At 75.3% G+C, this 2,429-nt stretch carries 2 protein-coding genes; both read left to right on the forward strand.

The window, feature by feature from the left end; genetic code table 11:
- A partial coding sequence (locus AC51EU_RS29615) for a CDP-glycerol glycerophosphotransferase family protein (protein ID WP_496270175.1) occupies positions 1-1,179 on the forward strand: 1,179 nt, incomplete at its 5' end.
- A gap of 255 nt (positions 1,180-1,434) precedes the next feature.
- On the forward strand, positions 1,435-2,429 hold a 995-nt coding region (locus AC51EU_RS29620; protein WP_496270176.1), incomplete at its 3' end, for a glycosyltransferase family 2 protein.

Genomic DNA, 2,429 nt, shown 5'->3' on the forward strand with positions numbered 1-2,429 from the left:
TTCGTCGCGGCGGGCCCGTCGCTGCCCGCCGTCGACCGGGGCCCCTACCGCCGCCGGGTGCTGCGCGAGCGGCACTACCCGCTGCACCGCACCCGCCCGCTGCGCGACACCGTCCTCTACAGCAGCTTCGGCGGCCGGGCGTACGGCGACTCGCCCCGGGCGGTGCACGAGGAACTGGTGCGCGCGGGCGCGGAGGTGACGCATCTGTGGGCGGTGCGCGACGCGCAGACGGCGGTGCCGAGGACGGCGCGCGCGGTGGTGGTGGGCAGCGCCGAGTGGCACGGCGCGCTGGCGCACAGCCGCTGGGTGGTGACCAATACGCCGCTGCCGCGCTGGTTCGTGCGGCGGGACGGGCAGACCGTCGTCCAGACGTGGCACGGCACCCCCCTCAAGCGGATCGGCGCCGACCTGGCCGGCACGCTGTGCGCGCCGCTCCCCCATCTGGCGCCGCCGCCGGACCCGGCGCGGCAGTGGAGCGTGCTGCTGTCGCCGAACGACCACAGCACGGCCGTGCTGCGGCGGGCGCTCGGCTGGACGGGTCCGCTGCTGGAGTGCGGACTGCCGCGCACCGACGCGCTGTTCGCGGAGGACCGGGCCCGGCGGGCGGGGCTGATCCGTGCCCGGCTCGGCATCCCGTACGGCAAGAAGGTGGTGCTGTACGCGCCGACGCCCCGCGACGATCTGGCGTACGACGCGTCCCACCACCGGCTGCATCTGCCGCTCGACCTGGACGCGGTGCGCCGGGCGCTGGGCGAGGACCATGTGCTGCTGGTGCGCGGGCATCCGCTGGTGGCCGACCGGCTGCCGGCCCGGCACGCGCCGTTCGCGCGGGACGTGTGCGGGCACCCGGACGCGACGGAGCTGCTGCTGGCGGCGGACGTGCTGGTCACCGACTACTCGTCGCTGGCCGCCGACTTCGCCAACACCGGCCGGCCGATGCTCTTCCACACCCCCGACCTGGCGCACTACCGGGACGTGCTGCGGGGGTTCACGCTGGACTTCGAGGCCCGGGTGCCGGGGCCGCTGCTGTCGTCGACCGATGAGCTGATCGACGCGCTGCGCGATGTGGAGGCGATCGCGCGGGCCGGCGCGGACGCGTACGCGGACTTCCGGCGGGACTTCTGCCACCGGGACGACGGGGCGGCGGCGGCCCGGGTGGCGAAGGTGCTGCTGGGGTGAGGGCGGGCGGGCCGGTACATGGAGGTTTCGCGGAGACCGGCATCGCACGGCGTCCGGTTCGTTACCACGGGTGAGGGGAGCCCGCCGGGTCATCGTCCGGGAGGCACCGGGTCACCGTTGCGCCATGGGACGGCAATGAGGCGGAAAACCGATGTGCCCCACGGCAACCGTCCGGCGGTCGTCCGCTTCTGTTCCCTCGGACAGGGCGGACAACCCGCCCGTACTCGTGATGCCTCCGACCGAAATGTGGAAGCCGTGAACGTGAACGAAGCCCCTGGGCCGCGGCCCGGGCCCGCGCTCGCCTCCCCGCCGCGGGTCAGCGTCATCGTCATCGCCTACAACGACGCCGCGCACGTCGGCGAGGCGGTGCGCTCCGCCCTCGCCCAGCGGGCGGCGGACCTCCCCGTCGAGGTGATCGCCGTCGACGACGCCTCCACCGACGGCACCGGCGCCGCCCTGGACGCCCTCGCCCGCGACGAGCCGCGGCTGCGGGTGCTGCACCGTACGGAGAACAGCGGAGGCTGCGGCACCCCCCGCAACGACGGTCTGCGCGCCGCGAGGGGCCGCCATGTGATGTTTCTGGACAGCGACGACGTGCTGCCGCCGGGCGCCGCGGCGGCGCTGCTCGCGGCCGCCGAGGCGCACGGCGCGCCCGTCGCCTCCGGCGCCTGTGTGCGCCGTGAGCTGCCGTCCGGCCGCGAGGTGCCCTGGCAGCCGGACCTGTACGAGGAGCCGCGCACCTACTCCTCCCCCGCCGCGCTCGCCCCGCTGGTGCGGGACACCCTGTGCGTCAACAAGCTCTACGACCGGGAGTTCCTCGACCGCCACGGCATCGTCTTCCCCGAGGGCCGCTTCACCTACGAGGACTTCGTCTTCACGGCGCGCGTGCTGGCCGCCGCGCCCCGGGTGGTGACCGTCCCGGACCGGGTGTACGTGTGGCATGTGCGCCGGGCGGCGGGGCGGCAGTCGATCTCCCTGGCCCGTCAGGACGTCGCCAACTGGCAGGCGCGGATCGAGGCGCACCGCACCGCCGTACGGATCTTCGAGGACGCGGGGCACAAGGAGCCGGCGCGCGCCGCCGCCACCAAGTTCGCCGACCACGACCTGCGGATGTACGTCCGTGAGCTGCACACCCGCGACGCCGCCCACCGGGCCGAGTGGTGGCGCCTGACCCGCGCCTACCTGTCGGGGTTCGACGCGTCGGAGCTGCGCGCCGCGCGGGCCCCGGCGCGCTGGATCGCGCGGGTGGT

Source organism: Candidatus Streptomyces philanthi (assembly GCF_059553635.1).